Source organism: Bacillus sp. BK450 (genome assembly GCF_004364885.1).
Lineage (GTDB): Bacteria > Bacillota > Bacilli > Bacillales > Bacillaceae > Bacillus > Bacillus safensis.
Genome location: NZ_SOBQ01000004.1, coordinates 103,601 through 125,730, shown reverse-complemented (window position 1 = coordinate 125,730; position 22,130 = coordinate 103,601). Strand labels below are relative to the sequence as shown.

At 42.4% G+C, this 22,130-nt stretch carries 23 protein-coding genes; 9 read left to right on the top strand and 14 right to left on the bottom strand.

The features are described 5' to 3' along the window. Positions 1-13: 13 nt before the first annotated feature. The 8 genes from EV579_RS14890 to EV579_RS14855 all read right to left on the bottom strand — a co-directional run bounded on the left by EV579_RS14890 (position 14) and on the right by EV579_RS14855 (position 7,280). Positions 14-829 carry an HAD family hydrolase gene (locus EV579_RS14890; RefSeq protein WP_073203673.1) on the bottom strand — a complete coding sequence of 272 codons (816 nt, stop codon included), beginning with the start codon at positions 827-829 and terminating at the stop codon, positions 14-16. Continuing rightward, positions 826-1,935: a cysteine protease StiP family protein gene (locus EV579_RS14885; RefSeq protein WP_133744716.1), complete on the bottom strand. Its 1,110-nt coding sequence runs from the start codon at positions 1,933-1,935 to the stop codon at positions 826-828. The genes EV579_RS14890 and EV579_RS14885 overlap by 4 nt, the downstream gene beginning before the upstream one ends. Then, the gene (locus tag EV579_RS14880) at positions 1,928-3,259 is read right to left on the bottom strand and encodes a phosphoribosyltransferase family protein (protein WP_073203667.1); all 1,332 of its coding nucleotides are present in this window, start codon (positions 3,257-3,259) and stop codon (positions 1,928-1,930) included. Before EV579_RS14880 ends, EV579_RS14885 begins: the two co-directional genes overlap by 8 nt. Continuing rightward, positions 3,249-4,436 carry an HpcH/HpaI aldolase/citrate lyase family protein gene (locus tag EV579_RS14875; protein WP_133744715.1) on the bottom strand — a complete coding sequence of 396 codons (1,188 nt, stop codon included), beginning with the start codon at positions 4,434-4,436 and terminating at the stop codon, positions 3,249-3,251. The genes EV579_RS14880 and EV579_RS14875 overlap by 11 nt, the downstream gene beginning before the upstream one ends. A 99-nt stretch (positions 4,437-4,535) precedes the next feature. Then, positions 4,536-5,315 (bottom strand): TerC family protein, encoded by a 780-nt coding sequence (locus EV579_RS14870; RefSeq protein WP_044333575.1) that lies wholly within the window; start codon positions 5,313-5,315, stop codon positions 4,536-4,538. A 140-nt stretch (positions 5,316-5,455) separates the two neighbouring features. Continuing rightward, positions 5,456-6,034: a TerD family protein gene (locus EV579_RS14865; RefSeq protein ID WP_007498343.1), complete on the bottom strand. Its 579-nt coding sequence runs from the start codon at positions 6,032-6,034 to the stop codon at positions 5,456-5,458. Positions 6,035-6,075: 41 nt separating this feature from the next. Further along, on the bottom strand, positions 6,076-6,657 hold the full coding sequence (locus EV579_RS14860) for a TerD family protein (RefSeq protein WP_044333579.1): 582 nt from the start codon (positions 6,655-6,657) through the stop codon (positions 6,076-6,078). 20 nt (positions 6,658-6,677) lie between these two features. Further along, on the bottom strand, positions 6,678-7,280 hold the full coding sequence (locus tag EV579_RS14855; RefSeq protein ID WP_024427228.1) for a TerD family protein: 603 nt from the start codon (positions 7,278-7,280) through the stop codon (positions 6,678-6,680). 406 nt (positions 7,281-7,686) lie between these two features. Between EV579_RS14855 and EV579_RS14850 the strand changes: the two genes are divergently transcribed. Then, positions 7,687-8,679 carry an LLM class flavin-dependent oxidoreductase gene (locus EV579_RS14850; protein WP_044333581.1) on the top strand — a complete coding sequence of 331 codons (993 nt, stop codon included), beginning with the start codon at positions 7,687-7,689 and terminating at the stop codon, positions 8,677-8,679. 210 nt (positions 8,680-8,889) lie between these two features. Then, the gene (locus EV579_RS14845; protein WP_133744714.1) at positions 8,890-9,930 is read left to right on the top strand and encodes an acyltransferase family protein; all 1,041 of its coding nucleotides are present in this window, start codon (positions 8,890-8,892) and stop codon (positions 9,928-9,930) included. A 20-nt stretch (positions 9,931-9,950) separates the two neighbouring features. On the opposite strand, the gene EV579_RS14840 is transcribed toward EV579_RS14845, so the two are convergent. Next, positions 9,951-10,730: a glucose 1-dehydrogenase gene (locus EV579_RS14840; protein ID WP_133744713.1), complete on the bottom strand. Its 780-nt coding sequence runs from the start codon at positions 10,728-10,730 to the stop codon at positions 9,951-9,953. 119 nt (positions 10,731-10,849) lie between these two features. After that, positions 10,850-11,278: a cell wall hydrolase gene (locus EV579_RS14835; RefSeq protein ID WP_024424361.1), complete on the bottom strand. Its 429-nt coding sequence runs from the start codon at positions 11,276-11,278 to the stop codon at positions 10,850-10,852. Positions 11,279-11,805: 527 nt separating this feature from the next. Here EV579_RS14835 and EV579_RS14830 point away from each other — a divergent pair. Next, positions 11,806-12,867 carry a DUF4352 domain-containing protein gene (locus tag EV579_RS14830; protein ID WP_024424362.1) on the top strand — a complete coding sequence of 354 codons (1,062 nt, stop codon included), beginning with the start codon at positions 11,806-11,808 and terminating at the stop codon, positions 12,865-12,867. Between the two features lie 185 nt (positions 12,868-13,052). On the opposite strand, the gene EV579_RS14825 is transcribed toward EV579_RS14830, so the two are convergent. The 3 genes from EV579_RS14825 to EV579_RS14815 form a co-directional block, all read right to left on the bottom strand. Further along, a complete protein-coding gene (locus EV579_RS14825; protein WP_133744712.1) occupies positions 13,053-13,391 on the bottom strand; it encodes a hypothetical protein in 339 nt (112 codons plus the stop codon). 129 nt (positions 13,392-13,520) lie between these two features. Then, on the bottom strand, positions 13,521-14,696 hold the full coding sequence (locus tag EV579_RS14820; protein ID WP_024424364.1) for an ABC transporter permease: 1,176 nt from the start codon (positions 14,694-14,696) through the stop codon (positions 13,521-13,523). Beyond that, a complete protein-coding gene (locus tag EV579_RS14815) occupies positions 14,696-15,436 on the bottom strand; it encodes an ATP-binding cassette domain-containing protein (protein ID WP_025092774.1) in 741 nt (246 codons plus the stop codon). The genes EV579_RS14820 and EV579_RS14815 overlap by 1 nt, the downstream gene beginning before the upstream one ends. Before the next feature lie 161 nt (positions 15,437-15,597). Here EV579_RS14815 and EV579_RS14810 point away from each other — a divergent pair, with 161 nt between their 5' ends. Together EV579_RS14810 and EV579_RS14805 are read left to right on the top strand one after the other, a co-directional pair. Beyond that, positions 15,598-16,299, top strand: a complete 702-nt coding sequence (locus EV579_RS14810) for a LytR/AlgR family response regulator transcription factor (protein WP_034623942.1) — start codon at positions 15,598-15,600, stop codon at positions 16,297-16,299. A gap of 11 nt (positions 16,300-16,310) precedes the next feature. Next, positions 16,311-17,276: a sensor histidine kinase gene (locus EV579_RS14805; protein WP_133744711.1), complete on the top strand. Its 966-nt coding sequence runs from the start codon at positions 16,311-16,313 to the stop codon at positions 17,274-17,276. A 33-nt stretch (positions 17,277-17,309) separates the two neighbouring features. Here EV579_RS14805 and EV579_RS14800 read toward each other — a convergent pair whose 3' ends face one another. Further along, positions 17,310-18,239 carry an aldo/keto reductase gene (locus tag EV579_RS14800; protein WP_044333610.1) on the bottom strand — a complete coding sequence of 310 codons (930 nt, stop codon included), beginning with the start codon at positions 18,237-18,239 and terminating at the stop codon, positions 17,310-17,312. A 158-nt stretch (positions 18,240-18,397) separates the two neighbouring features. Between EV579_RS14800 and EV579_RS14795 the strand changes: the two genes are divergently transcribed. The 4 genes from EV579_RS14795 to EV579_RS14780 all read left to right on the top strand — a co-directional run bounded on the left by EV579_RS14795 (position 18,398) and on the right by EV579_RS14780 (position 22,103). Then, positions 18,398-18,859 (top strand): DUF1453 domain-containing protein, encoded by a 462-nt coding sequence (locus EV579_RS14795; RefSeq protein ID WP_243837429.1) that lies wholly within the window; start codon positions 18,398-18,400, stop codon positions 18,857-18,859. Positions 18,860-18,881: 22 nt separating this feature from the next. Next, positions 18,882-20,096 carry a sensor histidine kinase gene (locus EV579_RS14790; protein ID WP_133744709.1) on the top strand — a complete coding sequence of 405 codons (1,215 nt, stop codon included), beginning with the start codon at positions 18,882-18,884 and terminating at the stop codon, positions 20,094-20,096. Next, complete coding sequence (locus EV579_RS14785) at positions 20,093-20,749, top strand: response regulator (RefSeq protein ID WP_044333593.1); 657 nt, start codon at positions 20,093-20,095, stop codon at positions 20,747-20,749. The genes EV579_RS14790 and EV579_RS14785 overlap by 4 nt, the downstream gene beginning before the upstream one ends. 313 nt (positions 20,750-21,062) lie before the next feature. Further along, a complete protein-coding gene (locus tag EV579_RS14780; RefSeq protein ID WP_133744708.1) occupies positions 21,063-22,103 on the top strand; it encodes a DUF4352 domain-containing protein in 1,041 nt (346 codons plus the stop codon). Positions 22,104-22,130: the final 27 nt, after the last annotated feature.

Here is a 22,130-nt window from a genome sequence, read left to right as displayed (position 1 = left end):
CCTTCTACTTCTGCTATCGAATCGAAGGCTTTTTTGCGTTCATCATTTGCTCGATGACACAAGCGGTGATCTCATCCGCTGCGGCCATGCCAGATGCCGATGTCGGCTCAAGTTCTGGATCAAAGTCGAGCACTTCTCCATGCCTTGGAGCAAAGCCCATATCTGATTGCCGAATGAGCCCCGCATCTAACAGAGAATCACCCGCACCATAGACGTATTCAAGCTGCAGCCTGTCCTTTAGAAAAGCAACAGCATCCCACTTATTAAGCGGCTGTGGAATAAAATAAAGCTTCCGTCCCTGTAGAGAAACCTGCCAGCCTCTCTCCTCACCCCACAGCTTCAATTCAGCAAGCGGAATGTGAGATAGATACTCCTCTTTCATAATCAAATAAAGGAATCTTCCCTCTGCCGTACGGGTACGCTTCACCCATGCCGCAACCGGAAGTTCCGAGATCGCCCTCAACATCTCTCTGACTGGCATACACTCCCTAAGTCTCTCATCAACAATGGCCTGCCAATCCTCAAGCGGCTTGCCATGGTGAAGAATACAGCCCCCATTTGTTGTGACGGCATATTCCGGATTAAGCTCTTGTTGAAAGAAAGTGATCCGTTCATACTGTGCGGTTGTTCTTGTCGTTACTGGTATGAACCAGCCTGATTGATGAATCGTCTGCAAAGATTTTTTCGTTTCAACAGACATATAGGAAAGCGGCCGTTCGTCCAGCACCTCAACTAAATCATACTCTCCTTCATACGCATACTGGTCAAGCACTCGATGTGAGTAAATCAGCGTCCGGTCTAAATCACTGGCAAATGCAAATGTCTTCATGACGTTTGCTCCAACGGGCGAATTAACCCACAGCACGTGTAAGACATATTGGCATATTCAATGACAGGAACACCTCTGTCCTCTGCCAAAAGCAAGATATGCTTCAGCTTCTCCTGAGATCTAGGCTGAATCAAGATTTTCCAAGGGATTCTTCTAAGCAGCACGCGGGTCGTTTCACCAACACCCGGCTTAATCAAGTGGGTATTTTCAATTTGAAACTCCTGACCAATTGCTTCAATGGATGCCATTCCCCGCCAATCTGCCGGTGCTCCTTGCGTAAGTATGGTTTCTGCTTTCTCTTGTACATTTGGTCCGAGGCTGGAAAATGCTTCTTCAATTGTATCCACATATAGATTGGACACATCTTCATCAAGCAGCTCTTTATAATACTTTGCCCCATGGAAATCATCGGCATTGATCCAGCGGTTGTTTAATACCGTACGACTGACAAGCCCTGATACTGTCGAATTCAGGCAGGCACTTGGAATGAGAAAGTCCTCCCTCGTTCCGTATACATGTGTACAATAGCCGGGGTCTGCCAGCACAGCCAGCTCACTCGAGAGACGCACACCATACTTTTTTTCAAAATCAAGAACAGCTTTTTGGAGCTCTTTCGAAATCGCCCCTTTTCCAGTCCATCCATCGATAAAAGCAATTTCAAAACCCGGATGTTCTTTCAGCATATAATGCAGTGCATTCTCGTCTATTCCTCGGTCGCGAATAATAGAGATGCTGTAATGAGGCAGATCGACACGATACGTCTTTCGAATATATCGTTTGATCAGCACCCCGATCGGTGTCCCTGCACGCGCCAAGCTGCAAAGCACGGTTTGGAAGCCTCGCTTCTTCACAATCTGTTCTGCTACAACAGCTACTGCTTCTGCTACCTTTTCCTTGCTTTCTTCAAGAGATTGATAGAATAAAGTCATATAAGATGCCGTTGGTTTGTACTCAATTGGCAGCATTTCTGAATAATGCGCACCGCTTTGAATCGAACGCTCCCGCTCTTCTGTACTTTTCTCCATCTCAATAGAGGATAAATCTTTGAGTAAGAAGGTTACATCCTGCTCTGGATAGCTCCCCATCTTTGTATACACATTAGCCATTCACCTTCACCTCGTCTGATAAAGTCACAATATGCACATGCTTCACATGCCGCTCCGCAAATAAGTGAACAAGCGGAAGCAATGCCTCCTGAGAAACCTTTTTCTCAAAAAAGAGAAATACATCATCATATTCACCTTTTGGAATGTTGTACACGTAGTGCTGAATTCGGGCATCCTCTGGATTCATAAAGGTAAACCCATTTTGGACAGCGTATCCATCCTTTTCGACTGGGTGAATAGGGCTTCTCGTCGTTGAATGAAAGAGAACGCCTTCCCCCATGTGTGCAGACAGTCTCATCGGCACATACATCAGCTCACCTGTCCCTAAGCAGAGTGTTTGTTTTCCTTTGCGTTCCTGCCGCAGCTTCAATCCCGCTTCAGCAGCTGCTTGGTCGAGCGCTTCCGTATCTGCTGCATTTAAACCAAAACGACCCGTTTCATGTATATATGGCGAATGACCAGCCGAATTTGCTGCATGAGAAAGTGAATAAGGCACTTGCTTAAAGAAAGGTTGAAGAGAGTGAAAAGAGAGACTTGGCTGCTTCTCTTGCTCCGCAATCTCATACGAATAAGCTGGTTCATCGAGCGTTTTGCCTCGAAAAATCATCTGCCCTTTTAATAAAGACAATGATGTGATGTGAATTCCAAGCTCCTCTTCAAGCTGGCACATGGCTATCTCATGCTCCTCCGTCCGCCAGTCCAAAATGGAAAGAATGGTATAAGAATGCCTTGGGTACTTTGCATGAAGGTCACGAATGATGTTGATATTGGTACGACCTGTTGTGACTTCATCATCTACTAACACGATGGGGCGGTCTGTGCGAAGGAATGCTTCGTCTGCATAACAAAGCTGATCTGTTGCATGCGAATGTTCTTCTTCAAATACCAATGACGGGTCAAGATCCAGCAGCTGTTCACGTGTCGTATGAATGTATGATGCGCCTTCTATCACATCATACACACCATGTCCAAGGGCTGTTGCCGTTTCCGCAAAGCCGATGACGACAGGCTCATTGCCTACTGAAAGCTTTTCTTCTTTGAGTGTTTCATAGGCTGCCGTTAACACCGTGTGATCATTCGTCTTGAGTGCCTCTACAAGAAGATCTTGGTGCGGGGGCATCTTTCCAGTTTGCTCTTTGGCATATGCCATCGCTAAAAGACCCGAGACAAGGAGCGGTTTTACTGGATGAACAGGAATATGCTTTCCAAGCACCTTACTCACGAATAAAAAGGCTCTTTTTTTGTTCACCCTTGCCGCCATCTCAAAAAGATGCTCTTTTTCAAGCTGGAGCGCACCTTCTTTGAGGTCAAGCTCAACCTCCATATGTTCCAAGATGTTCAGCGTATGCCGCTTCTGATTCTGTGAGTATGTCGATATAGCTTCTATTTTCATGAAACACCCCGTAAATGTCTGACTTCATTAAAATGTGCTCTGCCCACCTGTAATGCGGCTTTGTTTCATTCATCTTATTAGAGAAAGCACTCTTCATCACGCCAACTGTGCCGTCGGCATGTTCCAGAATGCTTAAAGCATCCAAGTACTCTTCCTTTGTCACAACGTACATGCTTTGCACTGGCTTGAGATGTGTTGGATGGATCACTGTCTTTCCATGTATGCCGTTGGCTACATCGAGTCTTGTCTCTTTGAATAAACCTTGTACGTCATCGAATTCAGATAAGGACAGCTCACCGCCCTTAGAAAGCGCACGGATGAATGGTTTTTGTTCCTTTCGTGCAGGACCAAAATGCTCCCATACAGCACCTGATACAACAAAGGAACGACCAAAATAATTGATAATATCTGTGATCAAATCAGCAATCAATCTGATTTCATAGATGGTGGTGTCGCGATCACGGCGAATGCCATATAAGCCGCAAAGATCCGTTGCCCCAATACGAATATTCAAAATATATTCTTCATCATTCAGCATGATCTGCTTTAACTTAGACAGCACCGTATATCTTGTTTCTTTTTCTAATAAATCGGGTGTTTCCAAAATGGGCATACCGTACAGCGTTGTCTTCGTTTGTACGGACGCCTGTTTCAAGCTGTCCAAATAATCCTTCGCATTATGAATAGAACACTTTGGAAATACAAAACCCGTCAATAAACGAAGAGATGGACCAAGCAAATCTGCCATTTTCAGCAGCTGCTTCGGCGAACGAACCCGAATAAATAAAAGCGGCATTTGTTCAGCCATTTCAGGTGTATGCGTTAATTTGTCCGACAGTTTGGCGAGTTGTACCACTAGATTCTGTTCAGCCATTTCCACTTCTTGATCACCGATGGCATCCTCTAAACAAAATACAACAGAGCAAAGCGCTTCATATTTCTGCGACAGCAGCATGTCTGCTATATCCTGTCTTGTCGCAGGCATATACAAAGTAGCACCTAATGCATGCGCAAGTACGTGCCTTGGCGTCATCAAATGCATCGCCCCCGGCCGTTTGAAAAAAATATCGTGCTGCCTCGCCTCTGATAAAAACTGAAAATACCGCATGCTGTGCCACCTCCTGTTGTTGAGAGAAAATCGAACAAATGACTTGATGATTCAAAAAAGGATGGAGCCGCTAATCAACTCCATTCCTTTTTGATCGTCCTATTCTTCTTTTGAAGCCGCAGCTTCGTTTGTCACTTCTTGATGTTTCTTCTTATTGATTTTATGAACGATAAACGTTCCGATAAATGCTAGGATAATAATCGCAAAGAATGCAAGATGCGGGATTTCAATGTGAGCAGCACTCAAGCCCATCTTGATGGCAATGATCCCGATGAGAATAAACGCTGTATTCTCAAGCTCTGGGATACGGTCAATGAGAACAAGGAATAACTGTGCGACTGTACGCATCATGAGAATTCCAAGCATTCCGCCTAATAGTAGAATCCATACTTCCTCAGATACAGCGAATGCTGCAAGAATACTATCAACCGAGAAGGCAAGGTCCATAATTTCAACAGAAATAACAGTTGCCCAGAACACACCAAAGACTCGAATCAACCAGCCTTCTTTTTTCAGTTCCTTCGCTTCATCATCGCCGTCACCTAACCAGAAGTGCTTAATAACAAGCCATGCTAAGTAAGCAGCTCCGAGGACCTTAATCCACCAGAACTTAATAAGCAGCATCCCTACGCCAATGAATAGAAAACGGAAGAAATAAGCGCCAATTAATCCGTAGGTTAATGCTTTTTTACGCTGCTTTTCTGGTAGATGTTTCACCATCACAGCTAATACAAGTGCGTTATCTGCTGATAACAATCCTTCAAGCACGACAAGCGTCCCAATAAGCCCCCAAGAGACAGGGTCTGTTAATACCTCTGCCCACATATGCCAATCAAAAAACGAGGCATATGTATCCAACATATGTTTCAAAATGTCCAACTGGTTTTCCTCCTATAAGTGTAGAAGCATCAGCAGGCTTTCGCCTGCTGCTATTCTTGATCGCTGTTTCTTTCTCACTTAGGAAAAGGCCCTCATATGAGCTTTTGACAGCATCTCTTGAATTGATTTGTTTCTCTTATTTACACTTCTAACCCATAATTTTGACAAAGAGCTGCAAGTCCGCCAGAGAATCCGCTTCCGATCGCGTTAAACTTCCAATCACTTCCGTGTCGGTACAATTCACATACCACAACAGCTGTTTCAATTGAGAAGTCTTCGCCTAAATCGAAGCGAATCAATTCTTCCCCGCCCTCTTCATTTACAACACGAACAAATGCATTAGAGACTTGTCCAAAATTCTGGCTGCGCGCTTCTGCATCATGAATCGTAACTGTAATTCCGATACGATCAATGTTAGCAGGAATTTTCGAGAAATCAACGAGAATTTGCTCGTCATCTCCATCTCCTTCACCCGTACGGTTATCACCTGTATGAGTGACACTGCCGCTCGGATGCTGAAGGTTATTATAGAACACAAAATCTGTATCTTGCTGACAACGATTGTTTGCATCCACCAAGAAAGCCGAAGCGTCCAAATCAAATTCGGCTCCGCCAGAATATTTATTCGTATCCCAGCCAAGACCGATCATCACTTTCGTCAGCCCTGGGTTGGTTTTGGTTAAATCGACACGTTGTCCTTTTGAAAGCTGAATCGCCATATTCGTATCTCTCCTGTCTTTGAAAATAGGAAACTATTGCGTTATCCGATATCTAAGCCAAAGTCCGTTGCAATGCGGGCAAGACCGCCTTGATAGCCTGATCCGACAGCTGAGAATTTCCATTCCCCGCCATGACGGTATAATTCACCTACAATAATGGCTGTCTCAATTGAGAAATCCTCTGCCAAATCGTAGCGAATGAGTTCTTCATTCGATGCTGCATTTAAAATACGTACATATGCGTTAGACACTTGTCCGAAATTTTGACTGCGCGCTTCTGCATCATGAATTGTAATGACAAACGAAATCTTTTCAATGCTTGCTGGTACAGCTGCAAGGTCAACATTGACCTGCTCGTCATCTCCGTCCCCTTCACCAGTGCGGTTATCGCCTGTATGTACGACACTTCCGCCTCCGCCAGTTGTTTGGTTGTAAAAGACAAAGTCAGATGGAGAGCTTGCTTTACCTGACGCATCTAAAAGGAATACACTTGCGTCTAGATCAAAGTCATGTCCTCCGTCATACTTATTGACGTCCCAGCCAAGACCGACGACTACTTTTGTTAAACCCGGATTCGTTTTTGTTAAATCAATTTTTTGACCTTTCGCTAAAGAAATTCCCACTAGGAACCTCTCCCTTCTGTTTAAATATAGTTTCTCGTAATATCTGCAAGCTTCGCATCATTTGTGCCATTTCCAAGCGCCGCAAACTTCCACTCATTCTCGTGACGATAAAGCTCTCCGACGATTAATGATGTTTTTCCTGCATAATCATCTTTTAAATTATATTTCACTAATTCTTGATTGTTTGAACGATCAACGATACGAATGTAAGCATTTTGAATCATACCAAAGTGTTGGTTCCTTCTAAGGGCATCATAAATGTTCACGACAAACACCAATTTATTCACATTACCCGGCACCTTGCTCAAGTTGACGAGGACTTGTTCATCATCTCCGTCTCCTTCACCAGTCAGGTTGTCACCTGTATGCTCAACACTGCCGCATTTGCTCTTTAGGTTTCCAAAATAAATCAAATCTTTATTTTCCGTAAACTTATCATTTTTCAGCATGAGCACTGAAGCATCACAATCAACATCAGCGCCGCCTCCGCCGCCAAACAGCTTTCCTAAAAATCCGCCGCCTTGTGATACAGGGTCCCAGCCAAGTCCAACAAGAATATTTGTTAGCCCTGTTTTCCCTTTTGTTAAATCAATACGTTGACCTTTTTCTAATGTAATCGCCAAATCAATCACTCCTCCAGCATAATAAAAATCTATTTATTAAGCGATGGACCCTATTAAAATCATCATACATGAAAATTCGACAAAATTCATGAAATGACATTGGAGCCTCTTACTCTTTTTTCTATTTACTAGTATATACGATCTATGTTCAAGATAGGTTTCAAACTCTTTATATTTTTTTTAACGAAAGATGCACATTGGAATGGTTCATGTCGTTAATGAAGTGTTTCATGTGAAACATTGTCGAAAGTTCCCGATGAACAGCTCTTGCTGATAAGGAGGGTATTGATGTGGTTTCATATGTTGATATAGAAAAGATAAAAGCAAAGGATAAAACCTTTCGTTTCCTTCCACCTATGGATTTCTTTATACTTATATTCAGCATGTTGATGAAAGGATGTTGATGATGCCATCACTTCATATATTAGATCAAGTCGCCATTCCTAAAGGTCAGTCTGCTCAGGAGACATTGATTCATACAACGCAGCTGGCTCAGCTGGCTGAAACGCTTGGGTATGAGCGCTATTGGTTCGCTGAACACCACAGTACAAGAGGGCTCGCTAGTACAGCGCCTGAAATATTAATGGCTCATATTGCGGCTCATACAACGACCTTGCGTACCGGATCTGGCGGTATTTTACTTCCTCAGTACAGTCCTTTTAAAGTAGCAGAGGTCACGCGGCAGCTTGAAGCCCTTTATCCTGGACGGATTGAGATTGGTGTCGGCAAATCTCCAGGCGGGATCGAAAGGACGAGGCTCGCTTTGACGGACGGCGTGCCTAAAGATCTGTCTCAGTTTGACCGCCAGCTGAAGGACCTTCTTTTTTACTTATCAGACAGCCTGCCTTCTGGTCATCCGCATGCAGGCGTGAAAGCTGCTCCGCTTGTTGATGCTCATCCGCCGGTTTGGCTGCTTGGGCTGGGAGAAAATAGTGCCATGCAGGCGGCGGAGCTTGGAATCAACTATATTTTTGGCCACTTTATCCATCCTGCACGCGGCACACAAGCATTTGAGACGTATCGATCACACTTTTCTCCATCTGTCTTTTCTAGGCAGCCACAATCTATGTTTGCCGTCTTTGTCATCTGCGGTGAAACAGATGAAGAAGCAGACAGGATCGCCAGCAGTACAGATTTATGGCTGCTTCGTGTTGAAAAGGGACTGGACAGCCGCGTTCCTTCTATAGAAGAAGCAAGCGCCTATCACTACACCACACAGGAAAAGAAAAAAGTGCTGCAAAACCGCCAGCGGATGATTGTCGGCTCGAAGAAAACGGTGAAAGAGCAATTACAGACCTTGATGGACCGCTATCAAACGGATGACATCATGATTCTGAACAATTCCTTTGATCCGATCGAAAAACAACGTTCCTTCAAGCGAATAGCAGAATTATTTTGAAGCCAGCTTTCCAGGCTTCTTTTTTACATTGTCATAAAAAATGGGAAATGTAACATCAAGATGTCAAAATCCTTCCGTCTGTCATCTGATCGCAAATGTGTCTTCTAATCGTTAGCGAACTGTAAACGCATAAGAGGTGTACCTTTTATATAGTAGAGGTACATATTCAATGAACGGTTTACAACGCTGAGAAAGAAGGAGATGACAGACATGAAAAAGAGACTCGATTGGGTAGATGCAGCTAAAGGAATCGGCATTCTGCTCGTGGTCATGGCGCATGTGCCCATTCCAGATTCGCTCAAGCAATTCATTTACTCTTTTCATATGCCGCTTTTCTTTTTACTATCAGGCATGATGTTTCGATCATCCTCATCCCCTGCTCTGTCATTTATTCAGAAAAAAGCCAAAAGCTTACTCTTGCCCTATCTCTATTTCTCCATCATTACGTATGTATTTTGGTTCTCCGTTACCCGTTTTTTCGCATTCAAGGGACAAACGGATATTGATCCTTTCGTTCCTTTTACAGGTATTTTCATATCCAATGCAGATGAAGCGAGACTCACACATAACCCAGCGATTTGGTTTTTAACGACGCTCTTTTTAGTGGAAATTTTATTTTTCTTTATGCATCGTCTTTCTAAAGGAAAACCCGCTGCCGTGATCTTGCTGACTGTTCTTTGCGGCGGTGCTGGATATGCCTCTACCTTGCTTTTAGATCAAAGTCTTCCTTGGAACGCCAATGTTGCCTTGACAGCTGTTGTGTTTTATTCGATTGGATTTTTAGCAAAGCAATGGTTTGTGGAATTAAAAACAGATCCAACCCTTCTTTTATGTACAGGTTTGCTTGTGCTAACGGCGTACATGCAAAGCTTTAATTCACGGATCGATATGCGCGTCAACGACTACGGTGATCTCTTTATTTTCTACGCATGTGCTCTGCTCGGTTCAGCTGCCGTGATTTATTTAAGCTTTAAATTGAAAACATCCCCTATTTTGACATATCTAGGACGTAATTCTATTGTCATTCTTGTCTTGCAGTTTGCCGGTATCGATATCATGAAAGCATTTGTTTTTTATGGACTCGGTATCAATATTGCTGATACAGCACAGCTCTCTTGGACACTTTTTTATACGATCGGCACATTGCTGCTCATGGTGCCATGTATCTCCTTCCTGAGCAAATACCCGATGCTGCTCGGCAAACCGGCCAATGCCGCTCAACGCTACGAACAAAAAACATCCGCCGGATGAACAGGCGGATGTTTTTTGGATTAATCATTGATTTGAGAAGGATAAAGTGTCATTCCACCATCTACAAATAAGGTGGTGCCTGTGATATACGCCGCTTCCTTAGAAACGAGGAATGCAGCAGCGGCCCCAATCTCCTTCGGTTCACCAAAGGTTCTCATCGGAATTTTCTCAAGCTGCTTTTGTTTTTTCAATTCATCCTGTAAATCATCATTCGATTCGGTTGCCATGGTACCCGGCGCAATCGCGTTGATTCGAATACCTGCTTCGGCATAATCAAGAGCCAGCGTCTTCGTCATCATATTCATTCCGCCCTTTGAAGTGGAATAATGAACGTTGAACGGGCGCGGAATTTCCTGATGGACACTGGAAATATTTAAAATAGATCCTTTGATGTCATGCTCCATCATATAGGCGAGCGCAGCCTTTGCGCCTAAAAATGCACCTGTTATGTTCACATCGATGACGTTTTGCCATTGCTCCAGCGTCATCTCATGCGGCAGCGCTTCTTCGCCGTTGAAGCCTGAATTATTGACGAATACATCTACTGTACCGAAATGCTCCAGTGCTGTATCCATGATGGCTTGGATGCCTTCCTCTTTGGAGACATCTGCGTGTACTTTCACCGCCCCACCTCCGTGCTGCTGAATGGCTTTTACGGTCTCTTCAGCTCCATCTTCATCGCCTTTATAGTTTACAACCACATTCATTTCCTCTTGTCCAAACCGTAATGCGATCGCTTGTCCAATTCCTTTTGAAGAGCCTGTGACAATGGCTGTTTTTCCTTTTAAATCTTGATACATCTTTATTTCCTCCATTCACGTGCTTCATCTTGCTGATACACAATGGTTACCCATTTTGGAAAAAACAAAAACACAACCCTCTGCATTTGTACTCTAAGAGGGTTGTGCGTTTCATCAAGCTAAAAGGTGTTATAAACATTTTCACACGTTTCGGCGGTTGGCTGATAAAAGCAATGCGACTTATACCTTGCCACAAACGGCTGATTGTACCAAGTCGCTGGACAATCGCCAGGCGGTTTAAAATACCAAAGGCTGAATTTTGCCGGCCAAAAACGTTCTCCGTTAATATTTCTCCGCGCAAGTGTTTTTTCCGTTTCTCGTGCTCGCTGATAGAAGTAACCATGCGTGACCGCTTCGAATGCATGCTCCTGATAAATCATTTGTGGAATCGTACGCAGCCCTTTAAAGTCAGAGCAGTTGGCACGCAAACGATTGATGCCCACGTTTCCTACGAGCAGCATCCCTCGCCTCCCTTCACCTTCTGCCTCCGCTCTCAGCAGTCTGGCCATTAAATCAATATCAGAGCTTGTCGCTCTTACCACTGCCATACATCCACCTCCAGTTCGTTTCTCTTTTATTTTATGTAGCGTTTCTGTGTAGATGACTGCCATTTTGACATGAAAAAGCACGTTCAGTGTCGGCAGCCTGTCTAAATTTGCTGGACATGTGTCTCGCTGCCAACAACACTCAAACCAAGTGACCATATACATAACAGGAAGAAATATTCATTACTATATACTCATTTACAAGTCATAAAAATCCTTCTAATTGCGACATCATCTTCAAAAACAGTCATTTGAACCTATTCAATAATCCGACTCAAAACCTTAAAATATAAAATGTTGAGTTTCTACAGGAGATATCAAATAATAAATTACAAGTTTCTCCTCTCAACTTAGTGTCATTTTTACTACTTGAAGCCAATCAACCTCGGAAACGCACTGAGGTATTGACAGTACTTTCGCTTCATTCTACAGTAAAAAACATACAGTATTTTTCTTTTTGTGCAAAAAGAATGATATGAACTACAGCTTTTCAATGAAATTCACCATAAACCCGAGGAGGAAAACACGCCATGTTTAAAAAGAAATTATCCCTGTTTCTTCTGATCTTGTGTGTAACTGTTGTCGCTGCTGCTTGTAGTGGTGGAAAAGACAAAACAGCTGCGAAAGAAAACGATACCAAAAAATCTCTTGATGCAGCAGAGGTAAAGGTAGAAAGTGCTGAGTACACATTACCACCTCAATACGATACATCTGTACAGGATGATCAGTATGTACTAAAAGTGAATGTATCTGTAAAAAATATCAGCAAAGAGCCTCTCAATGTTGATAAAAGCAACTTCACGCTTTACCAAGATGACGCACAGGTATCTACAATCTCTCCAGATGACTACAACGAAGTATTATCTTCAAGCTCTTTAAATGCAGACAAAGTGACAAAAGGCGGTCTTTTCTTTGTTGTTGACAAAGACAAAGACTATCAGCTTGTTTACACAGAGCCAGGAAGCGGATCGAAAAAAGATGACAAAACACTAGAATTCGATATTAAAGGAAAAGACTTAATGAAAAAAGCAGATACACTACAAGCATCTGCAAAAGCTCTTTCTTCTTATATTGATGTGATGATTTTTGGTAAGAAAAACGATGATTTCGAAAAACTAACAGGTGATAACAAATCAACTGTTGTGAACGAATTTGATAAATCATTCAAACAAGGTTACATCACTTCTTCAGGTATTTCTTCTAGCTCAGCGAAGGACGAAAACCTTGATAAGCTTTTAAAAGCAGTGAAAGAAACATTAGCTGAAAAATCAAAAGTTTCAACAAAAACTAAATCCATCAGTGGTGATAAAGCTGTCGTGACTGTGACTCTTACACCAATCGATGCAAGTCCGCTTGTCGATCGTTTGAAAGAGAAAGCGACTGAGTTCTACAGCAAAAACCGTTCAGCTTCTTACGATGAAGCGCAAAAATACTTACTATCGATTTACCCAGATGAGTTTAAAAAATTAGGACCATCATCTTCTGAAGAAACAGTAGAAGTCAACATGAAGAAAAATGATATCGACCAATGGAAACTTGATTTGAACGACTACAAAACAAGCTCATTAGTTGAGAAATTCATCAAGAACTAAAGAAAAACCCCCGATTCCGGGGGTTTTTTCTTAATTTATTTCGGTTGTTTCCTATATTTGATTCTGAAATACATACAAGAAAGCAAGAAAATCGCCAGCCACCCCACTGAATGTCCACCATAAATATAGTAATGGCTGCTACTATTAATATAGTGAGATCGAGCTTTTTTCATATCGCAAACATTTTATAAAGATGAATCCCTCTTTTCAGCTTCATATTCTTTAATGATCTCAATTGGATCAATCGCATCTTCCTCTTGTGCGTATTCCTCTACATAAGGAGTTGTTAATTTTTCAAACCTTTGCTCATCGTCTACTAAAGCAATATAGACATCATATCCCTCATAATCAGAAGGGAATAACGTTGCAGTAGAACTACCGGTTTCTAAAGCCTTGTCTATTGCATTTTTTAATTCTAATAAACCTACCCTGTTTCCCAAAATAAAGGCTTCAAAATGGTGTATTTGCTGAGCATATATATTACATAGTCCTAACACATCATCGTCATCTGTTTGATAAGACATACCCGAACTCCTTTCCTTGGTAAAATTAGGATAATCATATCATTTCCTCTTCCATCATGCTATCGCGAGCCTCTTTTATATGAATCTCTGAATATAAAAAACTTGCAGAATATATCTGCAAGTTTTTCTTTATTTCGCAAGCATCCATTTCTCTTTCATAAACAAGCTTCTGACGATGACAAACAGGATGACGACTGCCAAGGCTGAGGAGCCGAGTGTCAGGGCGATGGACATTGGATCGATGATACCAAACATCAATTGCTTACACAGCGCATGAATATTGAGAAATGGGATGGCAAAGTAATACGTATCTAGCTGCGTAGCACCTGCTCTCATGGTAAAGAACATTGGGAGCACACCTAGCGTAATGATCATGGACATGTACGACTGCGCTTCTTTGACTGAGCCCGACATCACACTGAGCAGCAATTCAATCATGGATACCATGAAGGAGAAGATGATTAACGCCGCAAACATAACGCCGATAATGCTCCACATTTGATCACCAAAGTTCAGAGCTTGCTTCAGCTTTTCTGTAAAGAGCAAAGTGGATAGAAGCAGCATGCCGATCGCCACAATCCCACTTAAAATACCGAACATAGAGACAGCGAGCCATTTTCCGATGAGAATCTGGAGTCTGCTGGCCGGCGTCAGAAACAACGCTTCAATGGATTTTCGGTCTTTTTCACCCGCTACAATATCAAGCGCTGCCGGCAAAGCACCTGAGATCACGGAGGTCACCAAAATCATTGGAAGGAGAATCGACAACAGCATAGCAGTCACTCCGTTTTCCCCTTCATCACCTTCTTCTACATCAACGGACTGCACTTCGAACGGATGAATAACGGACGTATCGATTTGATCCGCTGCTAAACGCTTCTCGACCACCTGGTTTTGATACTGCTCCAGCAACGATTGCAGCATTTGAACGGTGATCACTGAATCATCATCTGTCGTATATCCATGAATTTTAATGGCGAATGGCTTTTGATGCTTGAGCATATCGCCTGCCTCTTTCGGCATTTCTAGGTAAGCATTTGCCTCCCCATCCTTGACGGCTTGCTGCGGATCATCAAATGTTTCAAGGTTTAGGTTTTTGACCTCTTTGATCATTTGGTTCATTTCGGCTGGAAGCTGTTCATTGATGGCGACTGTATAGGCTTTATCCCCTGGATCTGCAATCATGCTTTCATAAAAGAACACCAGCCCAAGCATGGTCAAAAGAGGAATCAGTACGGTTAAGAGCAACGTTTTTCGATCCCTTAGCGCATCTGTCATTTCTTTCAAAAAGACGGTTTTCCACATTATGAAATCCCCCTAGCGAGCTTCGACATAAAGATATAGTTCAAGTCTTCACTTTGTTCCTGTGCATATAATTCTGGAAGTGTCCCTTTGTAAACAAGCTCTCCTTGATGAATCATCATCACACTGTCACAAAGCTGGCTGACTTCTTCCATGATGTGGCTTGAAAAGAGGATCGTTTTATTTTGCTGCTTGAGCTGATGGATAAAATCTCTGAAAATATTACTCGACGTGATATCTAAGCCTGTTGTCGGCTCATCAAATAAAATAATGTCAGGATCATGAATTAACGTTCTGGCAATCGCCACCTTTTGTTTCATTCCTCTTGAGAATCCTTTCACCTTGCGATCCATGTATTGTCTCATCCCAAAACGCTTTGCCAAATCCTCTATTCTTGCTTTGATTTCATGCTGATCTAAGCCATATAATTTGCCAAAGTATTCAAGGTTTTCTCTTGCCGTCAAACGATCGTAAAGCCCCGTCTCTCCGCCAAACAAGACACCAATTCGCTTTTTCACTTCTGTTGCTTCTTTCACTGTATCAAAGCCTGCGACAGTGACTGTTCCGTGTGTAGGCTCTAATAATGTGGCTACAGCGCGCAATAATGTTGTTTTTCCTGCACCATTTTCTCCTAGAATGCCAACGACTTCCCCTTCCTTCACGGAGAACGTCATGTGTTTCATCGCTTTTACGACTTTTTTCTTATCTTTAAACCAGCAGCTGCAATCGCTGAGAGTAATCATGTGGTTCGCCCCTTTCAACTTTCTAAGTCTATGATAGAAAAAATAACGCTTGCCTGATATAAAAATGTCGCGAAACGTCCTTTTTCTGTCTTGAAATGATCTATTTCAAAAAAACAAATGGTAAAATAGACAAATAATAAGAATGGTCATAGGTGATTTTTATGATAAAAGTAGGTCTCGTCGACGATTACCGAGTAGATTTAGAAAAGTTGCACGCCATTGTAGGCAGGATGGAGGCTGTGGACATCGTCTTTGTCACGCAGTCAGCAGAGGATGCATATGAGAAGGTCAAAAAAGGAGACATTGATCTGTTGTTCGCTGACATTGAAATGCCTGGAATGTCTGGCTATGAATTAGCGGACCTCATTCACTCTCACGCACTGAATGTCGATGTGGTCTTTGTGACAGGAAACAGTGGATATGCGGTCCATGCGTTTGATTTGAATGTACATGATTATATTATGAAGCCCTACCAAGCTGATCGAATTGCCAAATGCTTAGAGCGTTATCTGTCCACCAAGCAGGAGAAAAGCATTCATGGACGGCTTCTCATTAAACAGCAGTCAGATATTCATGTGCTGCAGAAAAAGGATGTTATTTTTGTTGAGCGAACAGGCCGGTCAACAACTATCGTGACAACAACAGGAGATATCCAGACCTATCAGACATTAAATGAGCTAAAGGGCGATCTGGCTGAAAAGGATTTTATCCGCTCCCACCGATCGTTTATCATTAATATTCATTACATTAAGAATTTCTCGGCGTATGCTAAAAATTCGTATATCGTGTCTTTTGAAGGTACAGATAAAAAAGCCATGATGACCAAGCAGCAATTAGAATTCTTTAAGAAATACTATTTTTAAGGAGAACAAACGTGAACGCTTTCTATCTTGGATTTCGCATTTATGCTCTCATATGGTTAGGTCTTGCGTTTCATGCAGCTGCTGAAGCCTTTCTGCCGCTTTCATCCATTGTGTTGTGGCTTCTTACCTTTTGCGCGGTGTGTGTTTATACATTTTTCATGTACAAAAGATTTTTGCCTCATACGAGTGGTGATGTGATATTAGGCGCTTTTATACTCATTACCTGCACAGGCCTTTTGCTCTTTCTAACGCAACCTAATGAGCTGAGCTGTCTTTTGGCGCTCATCATGATGGTGACTGTCGATATCCTCTCGTTGAAGGTGATGCAGACAGAGAAACAGTTAAATGGACGGCTTCAAGAGCTCATAAACGCAGAATCAAGAACCAATGAATTACTTCTTGAACTGCGCAGTAAACATCATGAAACAGCCAGACATTTAAATGCCTTTTCCGCGTCGAACGACGAGCTTGAGATTAAAGATTTGATTCAGCAATACGTCAAACATTTCCCCTGGATTAAAGGAGAAAATGCATATTTAGCCTCAACTCTACATTCCTTTTTGGAGCGGGCTGAGAAAGAGGACATTGCACTTTCACTAGACCTTCAAGCACCCTTTTCATCGCTTCCTTTTTCAAAGGTGGATCAGGTTAGTTTTACTGGCAACCTGCTTGATAATGCTCTAGATGCAGCGATTGAAGCGAAGCAAGCCGGAAAAGAGGGCAGCATTTCGGTCAAGACCTCTATTCGGAGCGGGCTATTTTTAATCCATTGTGAAAACAGCACAAAAGGTATGGAAAAACACGTGCTAGATCATTTGTTCAGAACTTTTGGCCGTTCGACAAAAGGCGGCGATCATCAAGGCATGGGGACGTATATCATTCAACAGCTTGTAGAAAAGGCAGACGGTACACTTGATTTCACTTACCGTTCTCCAAATTTGCGGCTCGTCATCAAAATCCCTCTCACCATGTCATAAAAAAAAGGTGCATAGCTGCACCTTTTTTTAGTGTTAAGAGAAGATCTTATCGATTTGATTGATTTCCTCTTCTGTTAATTGAACATCGTTTGTTTTTAGGTTTTGCAGCACTTGGTCTGCTCGTTTTGCCCCTGGAATAATAGCATCAATGCCATCCTGCGCTAAGAGCCAGGCGAGTGCGACGTGTGCTGTTTCTGCATTCTTTGATTGAGCAATGGCTTTCAGCTTGTCTACTTTTTCGAGATTTGAAAGGAATGCATCGCCTTGGAAAAGCGGGTCCTTTGCTCGAATATCATCAAACGTCGCATCTTTTGTAAATTTCCCAGTCAACAAGCCTGATGCCAATGGGAAATAAGGAATAAAGGAAATACCATGCTTGACGCAGTATGGAAGAAGATCCTGCTCTGCCTGACGTTTCAGTAGAGAATACTCTGATTGAAGCACGTCTAAGTAGCCATCTCGGTTAAAGGCTTGAAGCTGTTCAAAATCAAGATTTGATGCACCGATTGCCCTGATTTTCCCTTCATCCTTCAATTCCTTTAATGTGCCTGCTACTTCTTCGAGCGGCGTGCGTCCATCCGGGAAATGCATATAGTACAAGTCAATATAATCAGTTTGCAGTCGTTTCAGGCTATTTTCGACCTGCTCTCTTAAGAAATCACGGCTGTTATCAAGTTCAATTTGGCCGTTTACTTCCTTATGAGCTCCTTTTGTCGCAAGGACAAGCTTTTCTCTGCCGCCTCTTTTGGCAATGATCTCACCGATTAATTCCTCTGAACGGCCCAGCCCATAAATAAAAGCAGAATCTAAGAAATTGACACCTTGATCAAGAGCCGTCTCCACAAGCTCCCGTCCAGCATCCTCACTAAGATTCGGGAATAAATTATGCCCGCCTACTGCATTCGTACCAAGCCCTATCGGATTTACCTGCAAATCAGTTCGTCCAAGCGTTACCTTTTTCAAAAGCTCATCTCCCTTATCTACATAATCATCCTTATTTTCCCACGAATCATTTCCAACATTCAAGTATACCGCTCTCTAAAATCAACCTGCAGGTGGACGCCGCGAAAATAGAAGATGCGTATGATGAAGATAGACTAAAACGAAAAGGAGATCTTGTCATGACCATTCAAATTGTCATCATTATGATTATTCTGCTTTTAAGAACAGGCAAGGAAAAAGAAATCCGCCCCATCAGGCTTCTCATAGGACCGCTCATTTTATTAGGCACACTCTCTTATTCCTTTACCCAGCATATTGAAATCACGGCAATGAGCCTGCTTGCAATGATTGTCTTTGCACTCGCAGGTTTTGCAATCGGGCTATGGAGAGGTAAACTATACAAAGTAACATATGATCAACAGTCGGGGCGTATCACCGCCGCCAGCTCACTTTATGGAACACTTTTTTTCATCGGAATCATCCTTATCCGGATGACAGTAGGTTCAATTGTACAGGATGGCGGTCATTCCCTGATCATTTTCGCAAATGGCCTGACATTCCTTCCAATCGGCAGTATGATCGGATTACGTTTTATTCTTTTAAAAAGATATATGAACATCAAAGCATCTGCTGCTATTTAACTGACAGACAGGAGTTTTTGATATGAACCTTCAGCAGCCACTCAAGCTTTTAGGTCAAATAAGGCGGAAATTTGTATTAGGCCTTGTATTGACCTATATGTATATTCAAATGTATGAGCCCCTTTCAATAGGCGAATTGGTGTTTCGCACCTTCGTCTATTTGGTGTTTCTCCTTTGTCTTTTTCCAAAAAGCAAGCTGTCACCTAAAAAGCAATTTTCTATGCTCCTCTTGATGTGGATTCTGACACATCTCTTGTGGCTGGTGACAGGTCAGATTCAAGACAGTATTGGACTGACCTTTTTTATGATCGGCTTTATCGCTTTTCGTTTTTCAGAGGCGCATCATCCCTATCTATTTGCTATCATCTTTTTCACCAGTGGGGTCAGCTATTATATAAACGATTTTTCTTGGAACATGGTGATCACTCTCCCGCTATTCCAGCTGCTTGTGTATACACTTGTTTTGATTTCTAGAATGCGTCGGCGTGAACAGGAATTAAAGGAAGAACACTTCGGAGAACTGCAATTGGTTCACAAGGAATTATCAGAAGCCCATGAACAATTGAAAAAAGCGCATATGGAGCTTGAAGAAGCGACCGTTCAGTCACTCCAATTTGCAGTGCTGGAGGAGCGAAGCAGAATTGCACGTGACCTGCATGACAGTATCGGTCACCAATTAACCTCGATGATTGTCCAGCTGCAGTCTTTGCCCTACCGTTTAAAGCAGGAAGAACCAGAGCAGATGACGCAGACGTTTCAGGAGCTGATCCATATTTCTAAAAATTGTCTCACCGAAGTTCGTTCTGTGGTTCATCATATGGCGTCAGATGATGCAGGTCTCGGCCTTGCCGGACTTCGCAGCCTCATCAAGCAAGGAGAGATATCGGGAGAGCTTGACATTCACTTTCATACAGAGCAGCTTACATATAAAAAATGGCCACTCTCCGTATCTGAACTGCTTTACCGCATTTTACAAGAAGCCATCACCAATACAATTCGCCATGCCAAGGCCACCGCGATGACCATTACACTATCTAACGACCAGCATGAGCTGATGATGAACATTGAAGACGATGGATATTTGACCAGCGAAAAAGATATTTCATTTGGCTTTGGACTGTCAGGCATGAAGGCACGGTGTGACGCAGCAGGCGGTTCCCTCAAGACGTCCATACGCGAGCCGCACGGCTTTTGTATCCATGTTCAAATTCCTATCAAGGAGGACTCCGAGACATGACAAACCCTATTAAGATTGGCATTATTGATGATCAGCCGCTGATCCGCCAAGGATTTCGTTATATTGCAAGCGCTCAAGAGGATATTGACGTCATATGGGAGGCGTCAGACGGTCAGGAGGCGGTTGAGCTTTGCTCGATCAACACACCAGACGTACTGCTGATGGATGTACAAATGCCTGGAATGGATGGCATCACAGCAACAGAGCACATTTTAAAAAAGCATCCAGATGTAAAAGTTGTGATTCTCACGACCTTTGATACGGAAGAATACGTCTTTGACGGAATTCGTGCAGGGGCAGTCGGTTATTTGCTGAAGGATACAATGCCTGAGGAATTAATTGAGGCCATCCGTACCGCCTTTGCTGGTGAATCTGTCTTTCGAACGGCAGCCTCTGAGCACATGATGGCACGAGCTCTTCAGCAGGCAAATGATACACATCACACTCATCTGCTTCACGAATCATTCACAGAACGTGAACGCGATGTATTACAGCAAATGGCCTATGGCTTAAAGAATGAAGACATTGCTGATCAATTATTTATCAGCAAAAGTACGGTAAAAACGCATGTGCACCGTATTTTACAAAAGCTCAATGCACAAGACCGTACACAGGCTGTCGTCTTCGCCATCCGGCACCGCCTCGTGAAATAAAAACTACCTTCACTTCAAGATTTTTATACAAAAAACATTTAAAAGCTAAAATAAATCTATAAATTAATACTTATTAACCAGTATATTGTGCTTATTTAATTCCTTATTTTATAGATGATTGTGTTAAAAGCTATCAAAAATAGGGACTAAAACCTATTCCTCATCATGAATGAATTTCGATAGAATGAATAGTGCAAATCGTCATTAGGATATTTTCCCCTTTAACACCCGAATATACCAATCTATCTGTTTCTTTTTTCTTAGTCAGATAGCGGGAATGAAATGACGAAAGAAAAGCAAAGGAGCTTCAACTGTGAATCTTAAAAAAATAAGTGCACTCCTCATGATTTCATTCGTGATGATCATCTCTGCAGCATGCCAGAGCTCAGCCAAATCAACCGACGCTGATCAAAAGTCAACAAAAACAGCAGAGGTAAAAGTCAATAGCTACGAATATACGTTACCAGAAGACTCAACAACTACCCTGAGAGACAATGAATTGGTACTAAAAGTAAATCTGACGATCACAAACAAAGGTGACAAAGCCCTTTCATTATATAACTCTGACTTCTCCCTTTATCAGGACGACGCCAAAGTATCTGATTTAAAATTCTACGGCAGCAAAGACCGTCTTGACCTTGGTTCATTGAACAAAGGCAAGTCAATTTCAGGAGCTCTTTATTTCCTAGTAGACAAAGGGAAAAAATATCAGTTCGTCTATCAGGACAGCATCAAGAAAAACAGTGATTCCATCCAAATCGACCTAGATGGAAACAAAATACTCGATTCAGCAAAAAAGCTGGATAACCCAGCAAAAGCGTTATCCGCTTATACCGATATTATTGTTTTTGATAAAAAGAACGATGAATTCGCAGATTTAACGGGTGACAACCAATCGGATGTCGTCAATAAATACCATGAGATGTTTGTAAAAGACTTCAAAAGAAGTGCAGGAATATACGGAAATGAAGTGAGTGACCGAGATATTCTGTCGATGTACAAACGCATTCAAAACACCATGAAGGATAAAGCGAAAGTAGAAACAAGTGTGAAAACCATCTCTGATGACGAAGCAAAGGTTGTCGCTCAAGTAACCGGCATTGATGCTTCTAACTTAAAAGACAAGCTAGACAAGCAAAGAGACGAGTTTTACAACGGGAAAATCCGTTCTAAAGAAGAACTGTATAAAAAAAGCTTAAACATGTACGCATCTGAATTCGAAAAACTTCCTCCCGTTTCCAGCCCAGCTGAATATGAAGTGAAAATGAAACGTAATGGGGATGGTCAATGGAAAATTGACCTCAATGATTATAATACAGAGCAGTACATGAGCGGTTTTATTAAAACGAGATAATCTAAAAAAAGACGCTGGCCTCTGAAG

Excerpts from the sequence above, each read along its gene's own strand:
- EV579_RS14790 (WP_133744709.1), top strand. The coding sequence starts at position 18,882 with ATGAACCTTCAGCAGCCACTCAAGCTTTTAGGTCAAATAAGGCGGAAA.
- EV579_RS14815 (WP_025092774.1), bottom strand. The coding sequence starts at position 15,436 with ATGATTACTCTCAGCGATTGCAGCTGCTGGTTTAAAGATAAGAAAAAA.
- EV579_RS14785 (WP_044333593.1), top strand. The coding sequence starts at position 20,093 with ATGACAAACCCTATTAAGATTGGCATTATTGATGATCAGCCGCTGATC.
- EV579_RS14850 (WP_044333581.1), top strand. The coding sequence starts at position 7,687 with ATGCCATCACTTCATATATTAGATCAAGTCGCCATTCCTAAAGGTCAG.
- EV579_RS14875 (WP_133744715.1), bottom strand. The coding sequence starts at position 4,436 with ATGCGGTATTTTCAGTTTTTATCAGAGGCGAGGCAGCACGATATTTTT.
- EV579_RS14845 (WP_133744714.1), top strand. The coding sequence starts at position 8,890 with ATGAAAAAGAGACTCGATTGGGTAGATGCAGCTAAAGGAATCGGCATT.
- EV579_RS14880 (WP_073203667.1), bottom strand. The coding sequence starts at position 3,259 with ATGGAGGTTGAGCTTGACCTCAAAGAAGGTGCGCTCCAGCTTGAAAAA.
- EV579_RS14825 (WP_133744712.1), bottom strand. The coding sequence starts at position 13,391 with ATGTCTTATCAAACAGATGACGATGATGTGTTAGGACTATGTAATATA.
- EV579_RS14810 (WP_034623942.1), top strand. The coding sequence starts at position 15,598 with ATGATAAAAGTAGGTCTCGTCGACGATTACCGAGTAGATTTAGAAAAG.
- EV579_RS14795 (WP_243837429.1), top strand. The coding sequence starts at position 18,398 with ATGACCATTCAAATTGTCATCATTATGATTATTCTGCTTTTAAGAACA.
- EV579_RS14835 (WP_024424361.1), bottom strand. The coding sequence starts at position 11,278 with ATGGCAGTGGTAAGAGCGACAAGCTCTGATATTGATTTAATGGCCAGA.
- EV579_RS14865 (WP_007498343.1), bottom strand. The coding sequence starts at position 6,034 with ATGGCGATTCAGCTTTCAAAAGGACAACGTGTCGATTTAACCAAAACC.
- EV579_RS14890 (WP_073203673.1), bottom strand. The coding sequence starts at position 829 with ATGAAGACATTTGCATTTGCCAGTGATTTAGACCGGACGCTGATTTAC.
- EV579_RS14830 (WP_024424362.1), top strand. The coding sequence starts at position 11,806 with ATGTTTAAAAAGAAATTATCCCTGTTTCTTCTGATCTTGTGTGTAACT.
- EV579_RS14840 (WP_133744713.1), bottom strand. The coding sequence starts at position 10,730 with ATGTATCAAGATTTAAAAGGAAAAACAGCCATTGTCACAGGCTCTTCA.
- EV579_RS14820 (WP_024424364.1), bottom strand. The coding sequence starts at position 14,696 with ATGTGGAAAACCGTCTTTTTGAAAGAAATGACAGATGCGCTAAGGGAT.
- EV579_RS14885 (WP_133744716.1), bottom strand. The coding sequence starts at position 1,935 with ATGGCTAATGTGTATACAAAGATGGGGAGCTATCCAGAGCAGGATGTA.